This is a genomic window from Halobacteriovorax sp. ZH5_bin.2 (assembly GCF_043196375.1).
Lineage (GTDB): Bacteria > Bdellovibrionota > Bacteriovoracia > Bacteriovoracales > Bacteriovoracaceae > Halobacteriovorax_A.
Map to the genome: position 1 here is coordinate 356,655 of NZ_JBEBMJ010000001.1, position 13,516 is coordinate 370,170.

Here is a 13,516-nt window from a genome sequence, read left to right on the forward strand (position 1 = left end):
GGTCACTAACTAAAGGATATTTGTGGGAGTTCATGACCTTACACAAGGATCTGTCATCAAGTCTTTGTTTAAATTATCAATACCGATCGTCATGGCCAATTTCCTACAAACGGCCTATCAGTTAACGGATACTTTTTGGGTAGGGCGCTTAGGGACAAATGCTATCGCATCCCTTTCCCTTTCATTTCCTGTAATCTTTCTTTTAATCTCTATGGGAGCAGGCTTTGCTGTTTCAGGAACAATCTTAGTTTCTCAATATACAGGTCAAAAAAATACGAAGATGGTTTCTAAGGTATGTCTTCATACTTTATTTATTATTCTCATTACATCAGCAATTTTAGCAGGTATTGCTTATGCCGTTATTCCTTATATCATTCGTGCAATGACTCCGACTGTTGAGATTCAAAATATTACGATTTCTTATTTGAGGATTTCATTTATTGGTCTGATATTTAGCTACCTCTATATGATGTTCCAATCTCTGTACCGAGGAGTCGGAGATGTTAAGACACCTTTTTATATTGTTCTCTTCTCTGTTGTCTTAAACTTTATTATCGATCCCATCTTAATTATGGGATATGGACCTATTAAGGCATATGGAGTTGATGGTGCTGCGTACGCAACGATTTGTACTCAAGGACTATCTGCAGTTATCGGACTCTACTTACTTGCAAAAGGTAAGGGGGGAATAAAAATAGATTTCACAAAAATCTCTTTTGATTTCTCTTTGGCCAAAAAAATTATTCACCTTGGCTTTCCTGCTTCGACGGAACAATCCTCACGAGCAATGGCCATGATGGTGATGACATTTCTCATTGCGACCTTCGGTGATATCGCATTAGCTGCTTACGGGATTGGAATTCGAGTACTAACATTAATGATTATCCCAAGCTTAGGATTTGCAATGGCAACATCAACTTTGGTTGGTCAAAATATTGGTGCGGGAAAAATTGAAAGAACCAAAGAAGTTACGAGTAAGGCCCTATGGGTAATCTTTATTGCTCTCTCAATTGCCGGAGTTGGCTTTTTTATTTTCGCTGAGCAAACTTTACAAATCTTTGTTCCAAATGAAATTGCTGTCATTAACGAAGGGGCAAACTTCGTTAGAATTATCGCTCTAACATTTGGACTTATTGGGGTTCAACAAGTTGCCTCAGGAGCCATGAGGGGTGGGGGAAGTCCGATGATCTCCATGATGGTGGCCATTGTTTCTTTATGGGTCATTCGTTTTCCAATTGCATATGTTCTTTCAAAACATACACCTCTTGGTCAAACTGGAATCTATCTTTCATTTGTCGTGGGGAATATTCTTGGGGCCTCAATTGCTATTTTCATCATCAAGCAGAATCGATGGATTAAGAATCTAACAGATCCAATTACTGAAGAAGAGCGTAAAGTCATTGAAGAGACTATTGTTGAGGACGGTGTAATCTCTTGATTTTATTGAGTTATAAAGAATTGTTGTTAAGATAATAACCTAGTTTCCCGATAAAGTATTGAGAGATATCTTTGAGAGGGGGAGACGTGAGAAAGGTTTACTTGATGCTTTGTGTACTGGTGCTACATACGTATGCAAATGCCGTTGTTGTTAATACCTATGAAAATATGTCTAACTCAAACTATGTTGATGACGTCAAAAATCAAATTGATAATGTCGTAAATGAAGCAATTGAAGATATTGAGATGGACCCTGTTTCTACTCCTGAAAGTGCGGTTACCTGCGATCCCAATACAGCAATAGATAACCATGCTCCAGAGGCCAAAAGAGCTCTAGAAGAAGGTCTGGCTTTAGCTGAAGCTGCTGCAAGAGGTGAGGATTGCCAATTCTACGAAAGATTTCTCGATCAAGGTGTTCCTATAGAGGCCCTAAAGCAGTCACTCCTTTATTATAAAGAGAATAAGAGTAAGTTTAAAAATAAGAATTATATTACAATTGCAGATTACTCTCAGAACTCTAAACATAAACGATTCTTCTTATTGGATATGAAAACTGGTGAAGTTAAGAATTATAAAGTGTCTCATGGTAGCGGAAAGGTTAGAGGTGTCACTTACGCTGATGCGACAATCACTGATAGCGGTAGAGTGACTAGGGCATCAAATCATGTTGGAAGACTCATTCGCTGTCGTGTGCCTGCAAGGGCGAAGCCTAAGCATGATCAGTGGGCAATGACGAGACCTGGCTTTTTTAAGACCGGTGAATTTTATATGTCTAGTAGTCATGATGAAAGAGTGAAAGGGCAAAGAGGTTGGCCGACATTTAGAACTTCAGGAAGAAATTATAATGGAATGCGCTTAGATGGCCTTTCAAAAGGTGTTAATGATAAGGCCCGTTCACAAGGTGTTGTTATGCACGAGGCTTATTATAACCGCGGTAATATTATGGGAAGAAGTTTTGGTTGTCCTGCATTCGTACCAGGTGAGGGGCGAGAGATCATGGAAAAAATCAATAACGGCTCCCTCTATTATTCATATGTTCCTAATGAAGGATGCCGTAGTGATTATAATAAGGCCCTTAAGGATGTTAAGGGCTGGGAAAGAATGTGTACTGGACGCAATTAGCCCTTATTTACATCAAGCTGATTTGAAAACTCAATTGTTCGAATCGGAAATGGAATTGTAATTCCATTATTATCATAATATTTTTTAATGTTCATAACGGCCTCATGGCGTGCCTTATAAAATGCGACTCCTGCTTTATAGTCAATCCATACTCTGGCCGTCAGATTGATTGAGCTTGTACCAAATTCTTCAAAGAAAACTTCGACAGGAACATTTTCAAGCCTTCCATTAATGGCCTCAAGTGCTTCTCTTGTTACCTTTTCAACTTTTTCAAGATCATCGTGGTACGAAACACCAACGGAAATATCCACACGACGTCGTGGCGTACTTGTGTAGTTAATAAAAGGCTTTGTAAACATATCTTTGTTTGGAATAAAAACTTCAAGTCCTTGGTAAGTCGTGATTCCCGTTGTTCTTAATTCGATATTTGTTACCTGACCGACAATCTTATCAATTTCGATAATATCACCAATTTGATATGGCTCACGAAAAGCAATAAGAACACCTGAAACAAAGTTTGCTGCAATTTCTTGGAAGGCAAAACCTAGTGCTAGACCGATTACCCCGGCCCCAGCTAGAATTGATGTAACAGTTTTTTCAAGGCCAATAATTTCTAAGGCCGTAAAAATACCAACAACAATGACAATGACATTTGTCGTTGTTCCTAGGATTTCATTTACAGACTTCTTGTAGGAAACTTTTTGTAAAACTTTCTTAACTAAGTTACGTAGAGTTTTACCAAGGTAGAAGAAAACAAATAGGGCAACGATTGCAACAATTAAGTTTGGGATATTCTTAATAAATGCTTCGTACCAAAAAGTTAGTTTTCCTGAAATGAGTGTAAAGACTCGATTAATATCAAACAATGTAAACTCCATCTTAAATTATTTCTTTAAATTTTATCGCATTTAAAAGAAATAAAAAAGGAGCTTATTTGATTGAGATCTTAGCAAGTCTTTCTTTGTAAAGATTTGAAATTATCTTAGGTACTTTAAATGGGATTGTTTCGATGATAAGCTTCTTAAAGAACTCGAGGTAACTCGCTCTGCGATACCAAGTTAAGCTAGAGAGATTTTTAGTCATCGGAGAATAACCTTCATTGATGAGTTCTTGAATGCACTTGGAATTATCGAGGCGATTATACTTACTTAAGTCGAGTGAGAGAATAATATCTGCATCTTCAATTTGCTCTCGTGTCCTAAGATCAATGGCAATATCCATGGCATTACTAATGATAGCGAAAGTATCATCAGGTTCTTGATACTTTTGTACTCCATTTAAGTCGACTGCGACGATAATTCCGGCGCCCATATCTTCAAGTGGGGAGACGGGAACATTTTCTGTTATACCTCCATCAACGAGAGTTCTGCCATTGATTACCTGAGGAACAAATGCACCAGGTACACAGACAGAGGCACAAACTGCATCGGCCAAATTTCCTTTGTAGAAAACGACTTGTTCACCAGTTGAAATATCAGTCGTACAAATGGCCAGAGGAATTCTTGCATCTTCGATATTTACATCACCAAGATCTTTGATGAGCATTTCTCGTATGGACTTCGTACTAAAAAAACCTTTCTTAGGAATTGTTAAGCTTATTGTGTCTTTATAATTTAGCTTCTTTGCTAAGGATAGAAAGTCGTCGTAATTCTTACCAAAGGCATAGTAAGAAGCAACAATAGCGCCAACGCTTGTTCCTGATAAATAGGAAATTGGAATTCTTTGTTCTTCAAATGCTTTTAAGACGCCAATGTGAGCGATACCTTTTGCGGCACCTCCACCAAGAGCAAGACCAATTTTAGTATTTAGAAAGTTCCATCTCATAGTCTAATCTTATCGGAATATGAGGGACATCTCCACATAAAATTGAAATTCCTTCTTCTTGAAAGGATACGGCCTTTTTATCGAGAGAGTGGGAGTATTTTAGGGCAAAGATATTTCTTCTTAGATATTTGTTTAGTAATTTTTTGGGAGACTTAACTCCTAAGCTACTGGCATGTTCAATATAATATGGAGTTAAGAATGCGCTACGGCCTAGGGATTCAAGAACATGTCTTACCATGCAGTTATATTGACCATATTTTTTCTTATTTGAAACTTCTGCTTCGATATACTCAACGATACCAAGATAGTCTTCATTCTTAAGTCGTTTAGAAATATTTGAGCGAAGTCCTTTTATATCAACTGATTCAATATCTTGATACTCATAATTAGGGATAGAAAATTCACTTGGTATATTTGGGGCCTTGCTCATTTCAATAAAGTCGAGGCATAGGATTGGAATACCGGCGCGACGATACTTTTCTAAGCTTGGATTTAAAAGCCTTGCGTAGACAAGAGATATTTTTTCTACGAAGATTAGACTATTTGAAATCTTTCTACTTTTAGAATTAGTATGATTTGAGTAAATTTCTCTACGGCTTCGATTGCTTGCGATTGCGGCGTCGAGATGCTCTTTGAAGCACTCCATTGCTATCGACTCTTGGGCCAATAAAAAGAAGGCGAGAATGAAGGGAAGCGTTCTCATGCTCAATTACTATCATTTAGCCTTGTTTGAGTAAAGAGAGAGTAGAAGTTTTTCAGGGAGCATCGGGTCGAGACTTTGATAGTGAAGTTGTTATAATTACACAATGAAATCAGGAGCTTACCCATGCAATATATCAAGCAAGAAGAGTGCTATTTAATTAAATTATATAAAGACGAAGATCTTTTTACGTCCCTCGAAGAATTTGCGGCAGCAGAGAACCTTGGCGCTGGGATGTTAAAGGGGATCGGTGCTTTAAAAGATGTGGAGCTTGGTTTTTATCACCTTGATACGAAAACATATGACCGCAAAGAATTTAATGGTGACTTTGAGCTATTAAGCCTTGATGGAAATCTTTCTCATTTAGATGGAAGGCCTTTCTTTCACATCCATACTGTTTTAGGTGATGAAGATTTTTCTTGTAAAGGAGGACACCTGTTTCGCGCCACAGTTGCAGTGACAACTGAAATCTATTTTTTTCCAATCGTTCAAAAAATCGAAAGAAAGATGGATGAAGAAATTGGTTTAAACTTATTATCATTACCACAAGCTTTTTCTCGTTGTGGAATTAAAGGATAGAATATGAAATTTAATCGCCCATTTTTCATTAAGATTCACCTCTACTTGTCAGCTCTAGCTTCTCCCTTGCTTCTGATGATGGCCATTACAGGAGTCTCTTACTTATTAGGATTTAAGGGAAGTGAAGTCATTGAGCCAGTTAAAGTCGTCCAACTTTCAAAGGCACAGTTAACAAAAGAAAATATTTCAGTAGAGTTAAATGAAATCGATGAAAGTTATGATTTTGCCTACGTTAAAAGTGTCGGGGATGGAGCAATCACTAGACCGACAACCCGAGACTACTATAAATTTCAAGTAAAAGATGATGGGACGCATATCTCTTATGTGAAGCCAAACCTTCTAAAAAGATTGATTGAACTTCATAAAGGTCATGGGCCGCAGTTCTTACGTTATATTGAAAAAATTGTTGGGACCTTTCTACTTCTAATCATTTTAAGTGGATTGTACTTAGCATATACAATAAAAAAAGAAAGAAAGGTTGTCGGGATCTTATTTCTCATTGGCCTAAGTCTTTATCTATTCATGTAGAATTACTTTAGCCATCTTGTGAAGCGCTCGTGATTGCTTAATCTCTTATTTTCTTTTTGGATTTTAAGCTTCACGCGCTCTTCTAAGCTCAATTGATCATAGATTGGAATATCTATCGTCTTAGTTTCCTCTCCAAATTCTAATGTTTCTAAATCAATATACATAAGTTTACTTTTAGTAATAAAAAAGTAATTGAGTTGCCACTCAAAATGGTAACCGTAAGGAGCAGTTAGCTTGTTTAATCGAACTTGAATCTCTGAGACCCGTTTGGCCAGCTCCTTATCTACTTTTTCTTCGACAAGTCTTGCTAGTTTTCCGTTTGGAATATCATAGAGAATAAGAGAGTCTGTTTCTTTGATAAGAGTTGGAAGCTCTGGGTATTCGGCCGTAAAACTTCTCATTAATGGAAGAGCTTCCGGTTCGATTTCATTTTTTAAGAGCACCATGTAATTTTCTTTTTCATACTTCATGAAAAAGAAGAACTTACTTCTCTTATCGATATAGAGTGTTATATCGTCAAAGCCTAACTCTGATTTTATGAGCTCTTTTGTATTCAAACCATGACCTCTCTTTAAGAGAGATTATATCATAGTTTAAATTCTAGTGGGCCTTCTTGTTCTTAGGAGGTGAAAGGCGAGTCGAAAAGCCAAATAGTAAATATCCAGGGCAAATCCCCAGTATTCCTGTTACTAATGGTATTACACCAATGAGACCCCAATAAGTTTTAGGACCTATAACAACTAGTGAAATAAGGATCATCCCTACAATGATTCGAATAAATCGATCTACATTACCTTCATTCATTTTCATTACTCTCTCCTTTTAAATTCAGCATTATATTGGCCATAAAACCTGAGCATAGTATGGAGTGATATTAGAAAATCTTAACAATTAGGCCCTTAACCATCCTGTTAGTGAAAGTCTCGCTTTGTATGCAGGGAGAACTTCATGGGGAAGGTCTTCGGATAGAAAGATAAGAAGTCTTCCAAGCATAGGCTTAATACGAGATACTTCCTCATCTTGTCTTTCATGGTGATAGATAACGACCTCTCCACCGTCAGCTTCCCCCATATCACTTAAGTACAGAATCACACTTAGGCGTCTAAGGCCTCTACCTCTGTGCTGGTCCACATGCTTTCGATAGAAGGCTCCTTTGTCATAGCAGGCAAAGTGTCCTTCGTAAGAGCGAATGCCTAAGTAGAAAATAGGGTTGAGTTGATCCTTGAGATTATCAAGAAACTTTAAATATTGTTGAAGGGCCAGAGGGTGGTCGGCCATCTCTCCTTCAATCCACGAAGTGAGATCTCCACGAATTTTTTCGTCAAGTCGCTTTGTTAGTTGTCGTCCGACCTTTGCTTCTTGGAAGTCACCAATATGAAAACGAGTCTGGGCCTCGTCCTTTAGGGCACGGGCCAATTCGTTTGAAATAAGCGTATCGCTCACATAAAATCGCTTCTCAGTTAAGGATTCGATCAGCGTATCAAGCTCTTGCATTTAAATGTTCTCACTAGGCCTAGGGCCTCAAAGGGTGGCAGGAAGGATTGGCCACCTAAATAATGGATGAGATGATTTAATCTTAAAGGCTACCTAAGTCAATCGAATTGTTATAACATGAATAGAAATAGGATGAATTATGATCAAAGCACTTTCTCACTTAGTAATAACTTCTAAGAATGTTACGAATATTTCGAACTTCTTCACAGATGTCTTTGGTGTTAAGGCCCATTTTGCCAATGAAGATTTTGCAGATTTTGTCCTTCCTGATAAAAGTCGCGTGGCCTTCTTTCGCCCTGTAGGAAAGGCTGCAAAATTCTTTGAATTAGTAGAAAATCCAGCGCAAGTCTCTTATGGTGTGACCGTTGAAAATGTCGATGACTTCTATAAAAAGTTAATGGTCTTAAGTTCTCACTATCAATTTGAGGTGAGTGGAGAACCAAAGGATCACCCATGGGGAGAGAAGAGCTTTCTTTTAATGGATCCAGATGGGAATCGATGGGAGATAACGCAGTCACCCAGTGACGATGGTCATCTCGTAAATATCTCATAATTAGATGAAATCTATATTTTTAATATAATTGATAACTGAACGGCCTCGCGGTAAATAAAGTCTGTATTTAAGTGGAGGTCGCTATGAAATCAGTTATTGTTCTTTTATCAGTTATTCTTTTTAGCTCAGCTATGGCCTGCCCAGAATTGAATAACGTTGATCTTGCTTCAAGTTATGATCGTGATGAATACACTGAGGTTTACTCTGAGCGCCTTCCTAAATTATCAAAAGAAGAATTTGCAAAATACACTGAATTAGCAGATTTTGATTATGACTACTGTGCTGATGCCCTAGAGCTTAGAAGGCTTGAGGCGACACAAACTGGTACAGTCTATACAATCGTCGTTACTGTTAAAGATCATTGTGACGGTGGTAATTCTTATGGAAATATTTTCGATGAATCTGGGTCTAAGCTCCTAGGTCGCATCGGCGATTCGTATATTGCCTGTTTCTAATATAGAAACTAATCAGCTTGCTTTGGGAATCTTTACCACAAAGCAAGTTGTTTTTTTACTTGTGTCTAGGAATAACTCCCCTTGATGCTTTTCTAGAATTCCTTTTGAAATCGATAGTCCTAATCCCGTTCCTTTTCCGACTTCTTTCGAAGTGTAGAAAGGCTCAAATATTTTACGCTGAAGATCTGGGCCAATGCCTGGGCCTGAGTCCATTACACTGACAAGAACAAAGTCTTCTACCTCTTTCACTGAAATATCAATCCAAGGTGATACAGATGCTTCAATTGAGTCATAAGAGTTATTTAATAGATTGATAAAAACTTGAGAGATTTGAACTCTATCTGCATCGATTTTAACATTGAATTCCTTGCTCTCAAGATCAAACTTAAGCTTGATTCCGTGGGCCTTAAATTTCTCAGCACAAATGGCCGTTGCGTCCACAAGAGTTTCTTTAAGAGATACGACTTCTCTTTTTATCTCAGCTGATTCACGAGAAACAACTTTAAGACTAGAAATGATACGAGTGATGCGATCGATTGTTTCAAGAATTCGTTGAATGTGAATATCGTATGCCTCTTTATTCATTTTTCCGGTATCTAGTAAACGCTTAATTTGATAAATAGAGCCGTAGATAACAGTTAGAGGGTTATTGATCTCGTGAGCAATACCACCGGCCATCTCTCCAATTGCGCTTAAGCGCGAACTATAGATAAGGCTTTCTTTAGTACTATTAAGCTTATCCATAGTCTCTTGTAAGGCGATGGATTTATTTACCTCACTTCGATAAGTGCGATCCACAAGACTAAGGAGCCTGTAGAATAGAAGGCTTAACATAATCATAGTTAGAGAATGAATGATGATAAGAGAAGTTTCTGGCCCATCGAGAAGTAAGTAACTTGAAGTGACATAGCTAATAATTGCTAGGAGAGTGATAAGCCCACTGTAGATATGCTTTCCAGTTACTTCAAAGAAAATATTATTGCTGGCAACGATCATAATTAAATAGAGATACCAGAATGGTGAGAATGGCCCGTCAACGATATAAATAGCAAAAGGGCAGAGGACACAGGTAGCAAAAATCTGTCTAAAAATTTCGATATGTAGTGAGTTCTTAGCTCGAATACTTATTTGAGAAATTGTGAGATTGAAAATAAGAAAAGAGAAGATTCCAAAGAAGCTATTTAATCTTTGGGTGTCTTGATACTCATAAACCCCGACAATAATGGCGAAGAGCATTGTAAACGGACCGAGAGTAAAGTCCATAATTCTTAGGATGTCTTTGATACTCTCTGTTGGCCTCTTGGGATTTATGTTTAAATTCATTCTTGTCCTGTAAATGTGAGCTCATTTATAGATTTACCGTAATAATAAACTGAGTTCAATAATTTTTAACTGAAATATTATGTTAAAATTCATTCATAATTTATTAAAAAGACGTGAGGGAAGATGGATTTAAATCAACACGATAAGCTATTAGTTCAGCAAGTAAGAGAAAATTGGGAGCTTTTGGGTTATGAGACAAGAAATAAGTATCAATTCTTAGACGAAGCGCAAAATCCTATTGGTTACGCAGCAGAACAACAAAAAGGTTTTCTTGGCTTTATGATGCGCCAGTTCTTAGGGCATTGGAGGACATTTGACCTTCACTTCTTTGATCAAAGTCGCAATGAGTATATGGTTGCTAAACACCCATTTTGCTTCTTTTTTCAGCGCCTTGAAATACTGGATTTAAATGGCCAAATGATTGGTTCACTTCAGCAAAGATTCTCTTTAATAACTAAGAAATTTGATGTCTTAGATGCTCAGGGAAATGTCATCATGGAGATGCGCTCGCCAATTTGGAAGCCTTGGACTTATCCTTTTTATTCTCGTGGGCAAGAGGTTGCCTGTGTCTTAAAAAAGTTTTCGGGACTATTCTCAGAAATGTTCACAGATCGTGACAATTTCGCCATTGATTTAAAAAGTCAGTCGTTAACGACTGAAGAAAGGAAAATAGTCCTTGCAACATCTGTTTTTATCGACCTTGTTTATTTTGAAAGAAAGGCGAAATAAAGAATAAGAAACTCTTTGATATTGGCCTCTAGGGTATGCGAAAATAAATAAAAAACGCATACTCTAGGAGCTTGCTTGAAAAAGATATATATTTTCACCATTGTCGTTATCTTTGTTTTATCTGCAATCCTTTTAAGAGTTTTCTATTTTAAAAATAACTATGAATTAATCTCTCCTAAAAAAGGCGATGTTGTTGAGGCCATTTATGGCCTAGGGCGAGTTGATACTGATAAAGAGTTTAATGTGAAAATTGGAGTCCTATCTCTAGTTGAAAAACTCTACGTTAAAGAAGGGCAGAAAGTTAAAGAAGGAGATCGACTTGTTAGCTTCGATGGCCGTGTTCTTTTTAAAGCGCCTTTTGACGGGACTGTCACTCTCATCGCAAATAAAGAAAAAGAAGTTGTCCTCCCACAAGTCACTGTCCTTAGAATGCAAAACCTCAATGAGAAATTTATTGAAGTTTCACTAGAGCAAGAGGCAGCTCTAAGAGTGATTCCAAACCAGAAAACGAGAATCATTTTTGAAAGCCAGTCTCAAAAAAAATATGAAGGATATGTAAAAACGATTTATCCAAGAGAAGGTGAGTTCATCACCCGTATCGAAGTTAAGGGCCTTGAAAAAAGTATTCTTCCTGGAATGACTGCTGATGTGGTTATTGAAGTGGGGAAGAAGAAAGGAGTTCTTTTAATTCCTGTAAAGGCCATTAGTAATGGAAAAGTCCTTCGTATGCGAGACAAAAAGAGAGAAAAAGTCGAAGTCGTTACAGGTAATAATGACGGTATGTGGGTTGAGGTTATCTCTGGAGATATTAAACTTACAGACCTTTTATTCATCAAGAGGTAGTCATGCTGTTCTTATCGATGAAGCAATTATTTTCTAAAAAAAAGCAAACACTTCTTATTCTCTTAGGAATTAGTTTTGGAACAATGCTCTTCGTCGCTATCTCTGGCATTCAACTAGGGCTTAGGCAATATATCATTAAAGCACTTTTAAATAATACTGCTCATATATTAATCTCTGGAAAAGAAGATCTCATTGATCGCCCACTCGTCAATAAGTGGTTTTATGATAACAAGCAAGTCAATTGGATTAATCCTCCATATGGGAAAAGGAGTGAATCAAAACTAGAAAATTACCAAGGCTGGGCCGATCGCCTTTCTCACCATCCAGATGTTTATGATTTTAGTCCACGCCTAACAATACAGGTGATGTTAAAGAGAGGTGATCTAACACACAGTATGGGGCTTATAGGAACAAATGCTAGGCGCCAAATTAGAATTAGTGATATTACCGACTATATGTTGGAGGGAGACTTTTCTTCTCTAGCTAGTGGGGGAAATAAGATCATTCTTGGTGCTGCAGCCGCGGAAGAAATTGGAGCCCGTGTTGGCCAATTTGTCGAGGTCATTGCTGGAAGCCTAACTCACAAAAACTCATTTAAGATTGTAGGACTTTTTTCTTTTGGAGATGATCGAGCCGATAAAGCGATAGCATTCTCTCATCTTGAAGATGTTCAGAAGCTTAATAAAACACCTGGGCGAGTTTCTGAAATTGCAGTGTCTCTCTTTGATATGAATAAATCACAAGAGCTTGCCGATCAATGGTCTCTCTTAAGTCATGATAAAGTTGAAGATTGGAAAGAGTCTAACCCCATGTTTATGGAAATGATTATGATGCAAGATATAGTTCGTTACTTCATCACAATTGCTATTCTCATTGTTGCGGCTTTTGGAGTTTATAATGTTTTAACAATTATGATTAATCAAAAGAGAAAGGAGATAGCAATCCTTCGCTCTATTGGCTATGGCCCAAAACGAATTCTTGAGCTTATTATGTATCAAGGTATATTCCTTGGTGTGAGTGGTGGAATTGTTGGATTGACTTTAGGATTTACAATCTGTCGAGTTGTAGAAAGTATTGAATTAAATATTAATATTGGTGGCGATAACCATCTACTTATGGATTACGCACCTTCAACGTATATCATAGCATTTGTTGCGGCCCTTCTTGCGTCCTTAGTTGCAAGTTTTCTTCCAGCTCTCTCGGCCAGTCGAATGACTCCAATTGATATCATTAGGGGAGAGTGATGATTAAAGCAGAAGATATTATTAAAGAATTTGGAGATCCACCTCAACGTATCCTTCACAATATTTCAATGGAGATTAAGAAGGGAGAGTTTGTTTCAATATCTGGGCGTTCTGGAAGTGGAAAATCCACACTCCTCTATATTATTAGCTCCCTTGATGAGCCGACTTCGGGTCATATTCATATTGATGGAAAGAATGTTACTCATATGAGTGTTGATGAGATCCACGAGTTTAGAAATCGTCATATTGGTTTTATCTTTCAATTTCACTACTTACTTCCAGAGCTTACGGCCTTAGAAAATATTTTGCTACCTCCTCGTAATCTTGGTTTATTAAAGAAGTATGGGCCTCGGGCTAATATGCTACTTGAAAAGCTTAATATTCCATACACAAGGGATAAGCTTCCTGGACAACTTTCGGGGGGAGAGCAGCAACGAGTGGCCATTGCTAGGGCCCTTATTATGGAGCCTAGTTATATCTTTGCAGATGAGCCAACAGGAAACCTCGATACAGCAAATGCTGAGATTGTCATGAATATCTTAAAAGAGACTAATAAAGAAAAGGGAACGACTATTGCTCTCGTTACCCATGATCCCGATTATGCAGCAATGGCCGATAGAGAGATTTTCCTTGTCGATGGCCATGTTTCAGAGACTTATACAGGTGAATAAGTATTATGCACCCT

17 protein-coding genes are annotated in these 13,516 nt (G+C 37.7%); 10 read left to right on the top strand and 7 right to left on the bottom strand.

Translation table 11 applies throughout. The features are described from left to right. Positions 1-22 precede the first annotated feature (22 nt). Positions 23-1,438: an MATE family efflux transporter gene (locus ABMA76_RS01740; protein WP_392912378.1), complete on the top strand. Its 1,416-nt coding sequence runs from the start codon at positions 23-25 to the stop codon at positions 1,436-1,438. Positions 1,439-1,524: 86 nt separating this feature from the next. Further along, positions 1,525-2,559 (top strand): murein L,D-transpeptidase catalytic domain-containing protein, encoded by a 1,035-nt coding sequence (locus tag ABMA76_RS01745; RefSeq protein WP_393060732.1) that lies wholly within the window; start codon positions 1,525-1,527, stop codon positions 2,557-2,559. Here ABMA76_RS01745 and ABMA76_RS01750 read toward each other — a convergent pair. The 3 genes from ABMA76_RS01750 to ABMA76_RS01760 form a co-directional block, all read right to left on the bottom strand. Beyond that, on the bottom strand, positions 2,556-3,425 hold the full coding sequence (locus ABMA76_RS01750; RefSeq protein WP_393060734.1) for a mechanosensitive ion channel family protein: 870 nt from the start codon (positions 3,423-3,425) through the stop codon (positions 2,556-2,558). The genes ABMA76_RS01745 and ABMA76_RS01750 overlap by 4 nt on opposite strands. A gap of 64 nt (positions 3,426-3,489) precedes the next feature. Beyond that, entirely contained in the window at positions 3,490-4,383 is an 894-nt protein-coding gene (locus tag ABMA76_RS01755) for a patatin-like phospholipase family protein (RefSeq protein WP_393060736.1), read from the bottom strand. After that, positions 4,358-5,086 carry a hypothetical protein gene (locus ABMA76_RS01760; protein ID WP_392912386.1) on the bottom strand — a complete coding sequence of 243 codons (729 nt, stop codon included), beginning with the start codon at positions 5,084-5,086 and terminating at the stop codon, positions 4,358-4,360. The genes ABMA76_RS01755 and ABMA76_RS01760 overlap by 26 nt, the downstream gene beginning before the upstream one ends. 123 nt (positions 5,087-5,209) lie before the next feature. Between ABMA76_RS01760 and ABMA76_RS01765 the strand changes: the two genes are divergently transcribed. Next, on the top strand, positions 5,210-5,662 hold the full coding sequence (locus tag ABMA76_RS01765) for a PPC domain-containing DNA-binding protein (protein ID WP_392912388.1): 453 nt from the start codon (positions 5,210-5,212) through the stop codon (positions 5,660-5,662). A 3-nt stretch (positions 5,663-5,665) separates the two neighbouring features. Continuing rightward, entirely contained in the window at positions 5,666-6,190 is a 525-nt protein-coding gene (locus ABMA76_RS01770; protein ID WP_392912390.1) for a PepSY domain-containing protein, read from the top strand. A gap of 2 nt (positions 6,191-6,192) precedes the next feature. Here ABMA76_RS01770 and ABMA76_RS01775 read toward each other — a convergent pair whose 3' ends face one another. The 3 genes from ABMA76_RS01775 to ABMA76_RS01785 form a co-directional block, all read right to left on the bottom strand. Continuing rightward, the gene (locus ABMA76_RS01775) at positions 6,193-6,747 is read right to left on the bottom strand and encodes a hypothetical protein (protein ID WP_392912392.1); all 555 of its coding nucleotides are present in this window, start codon (positions 6,745-6,747) and stop codon (positions 6,193-6,195) included. Positions 6,748-6,790: 43 nt separating this feature from the next. Then, positions 6,791-7,000: a DUF2892 domain-containing protein gene (locus tag ABMA76_RS01780; protein WP_392912394.1), complete on the bottom strand. Its 210-nt coding sequence runs from the start codon at positions 6,998-7,000 to the stop codon at positions 6,791-6,793. 81 nt (positions 7,001-7,081) lie between these two features. Continuing rightward, positions 7,082-7,684 carry a 2OG-Fe(II) oxygenase gene (locus ABMA76_RS01785; protein WP_392958059.1) on the bottom strand — a complete coding sequence of 201 codons (603 nt, stop codon included), beginning with the start codon at positions 7,682-7,684 and terminating at the stop codon, positions 7,082-7,084. Positions 7,685-7,823: 139 nt separating this feature from the next. On the opposite strand from ABMA76_RS01785, the gene ABMA76_RS01790 reads away from it, so the two are divergent. After that, the gene (locus ABMA76_RS01790; protein WP_392912398.1) at positions 7,824-8,237 is read left to right on the top strand and encodes a VOC family protein; all 414 of its coding nucleotides are present in this window, start codon (positions 7,824-7,826) and stop codon (positions 8,235-8,237) included. 83 nt (positions 8,238-8,320) lie between these two features. Then, the gene (locus ABMA76_RS01795; protein WP_392912400.1) at positions 8,321-8,692 is read left to right on the top strand and encodes a hypothetical protein; all 372 of its coding nucleotides are present in this window, start codon (positions 8,321-8,323) and stop codon (positions 8,690-8,692) included. Positions 8,693-8,704: 12 nt separating this feature from the next. On the opposite strand, the gene ABMA76_RS01800 is transcribed toward ABMA76_RS01795, so the two are convergent. After that, a complete protein-coding gene (locus tag ABMA76_RS01800; protein WP_393060738.1) occupies positions 8,705-10,015 on the bottom strand; it encodes a sensor histidine kinase in 1,311 nt (436 codons plus the stop codon). 123 nt (positions 10,016-10,138) lie between these two features. On the opposite strand from ABMA76_RS01800, the gene ABMA76_RS01805 reads away from it, so the two are divergent. The 4 genes from ABMA76_RS01805 (at position 10,139) to ABMA76_RS01820 (ending at position 13,502) form a co-directional block, all read left to right on the top strand. Next, a complete protein-coding gene (locus tag ABMA76_RS01805) occupies positions 10,139-10,744 on the top strand; it encodes a phospholipid scramblase-related protein (protein ID WP_393060740.1) in 606 nt (201 codons plus the stop codon). A gap of 75 nt (positions 10,745-10,819) precedes the next feature. After that, entirely contained in the window at positions 10,820-11,587 is a 768-nt protein-coding gene (locus tag ABMA76_RS01810; RefSeq protein WP_392912406.1) for an efflux RND transporter periplasmic adaptor subunit, read from the top strand. A 2-nt stretch (positions 11,588-11,589) separates the two neighbouring features. Further along, a complete protein-coding gene (locus ABMA76_RS01815) occupies positions 11,590-12,831 on the top strand; it encodes an ABC transporter permease (RefSeq protein ID WP_392912408.1) in 1,242 nt (413 codons plus the stop codon). Next, on the top strand, positions 12,831-13,502 hold the full coding sequence (locus ABMA76_RS01820; protein WP_392912410.1) for an ABC transporter ATP-binding protein: 672 nt from the start codon (positions 12,831-12,833) through the stop codon (positions 13,500-13,502). The genes ABMA76_RS01815 and ABMA76_RS01820 overlap by 1 nt, the downstream gene beginning before the upstream one ends. The last annotated feature ends 14 nt before the right edge of the window (positions 13,503-13,516 follow it).

Excerpts from the sequence above, each read along its gene's own strand:
- ABMA76_RS01755 (WP_393060736.1), bottom strand. The coding sequence starts at position 4,383 with ATGAGATGGAACTTTCTAAATACTAAAATTGGTCTTGCTCTTGGTGGA.
- ABMA76_RS01760 (WP_392912386.1), bottom strand. The coding sequence starts at position 5,086 with ATGAGAACGCTTCCCTTCATTCTCGCCTTCTTTTTATTGGCCCAAGAG.
- ABMA76_RS01765 (WP_392912388.1), top strand. The coding sequence starts at position 5,210 with ATGCAATATATCAAGCAAGAAGAGTGCTATTTAATTAAATTATATAAA.
- ABMA76_RS01770 (WP_392912390.1), top strand. The coding sequence starts at position 5,666 with ATGAAATTTAATCGCCCATTTTTCATTAAGATTCACCTCTACTTGTCA.
- ABMA76_RS01780 (WP_392912394.1), bottom strand. The coding sequence starts at position 7,000 with ATGAAAATGAATGAAGGTAATGTAGATCGATTTATTCGAATCATTGTA.
- ABMA76_RS01785 (WP_392958059.1), bottom strand. The coding sequence starts at position 7,684 with ATGCAAGAGCTTGATACGCTGATCGAATCCTTAACTGAGAAGCGATTT.
- ABMA76_RS01790 (WP_392912398.1), top strand. The coding sequence starts at position 7,824 with ATGATCAAAGCACTTTCTCACTTAGTAATAACTTCTAAGAATGTTACG.
- ABMA76_RS01795 (WP_392912400.1), top strand. The coding sequence starts at position 8,321 with ATGAAATCAGTTATTGTTCTTTTATCAGTTATTCTTTTTAGCTCAGCT.
- ABMA76_RS01800 (WP_393060738.1), bottom strand. The coding sequence starts at position 10,015 with ATGAATTTAAACATAAATCCCAAGAGGCCAACAGAGAGTATCAAAGAC.
- ABMA76_RS01805 (WP_393060740.1), top strand. The coding sequence starts at position 10,139 with ATGGATTTAAATCAACACGATAAGCTATTAGTTCAGCAAGTAAGAGAA.
- ABMA76_RS01815 (WP_392912408.1), top strand. The coding sequence starts at position 11,590 with ATGCTGTTCTTATCGATGAAGCAATTATTTTCTAAAAAAAAGCAAACA.
- ABMA76_RS01820 (WP_392912410.1), top strand. The coding sequence starts at position 12,831 with ATGATTAAAGCAGAAGATATTATTAAAGAATTTGGAGATCCACCTCAA.